The sequence below is a fragment of the Nocardioides sp. CPCC 206348 genome (genome assembly GCF_048654705.1).
Lineage (GTDB): Bacteria > Actinomycetota > Actinomycetes > Propionibacteriales > Nocardioidaceae > Nocardioides.
Genome location: NZ_JBMCZA010000154.1, coordinates 3373 through 3637, shown reverse-complemented (window position 1 = coordinate 3637; position 265 = coordinate 3373). Strand labels below are relative to the sequence as shown.

Here is a 265-nt window from a genome sequence, read left to right as displayed (position 1 = left end):
GCTCGCGGGCGCGGTCGACAAGACGGACGTCGGGCACGGACAGGCGGTGGTCGTCACCGGCACGCTGCGGCGCGATGCGGGCGGGGTCCTGACGGCGCTGGCCGGCAAGACCGTGGCCGTGTACGTCGCTCCTTCGACCGGCGCACCGGTGAAGGTCGGGTCGGCGACCACGGCCACCAACGGCACGTTCACCGCGTCCGTTCCGCTGAAGGTGAGCGGGCTGCTGTACGTCTCCTACGCCGGCGCCGCCGGTCAACCGGCGACG

General features: G+C 73.6%; 1 protein-coding gene. It reads left to right on the top strand.

All coding sequences use genetic code 11. The features are described 5' to 3' along the window. Positions 1 to 265 (top strand): hypothetical protein (locus ACOADB_RS10885; protein WP_378598103.1); only part of this gene is annotated, 265 nt, incomplete at both ends.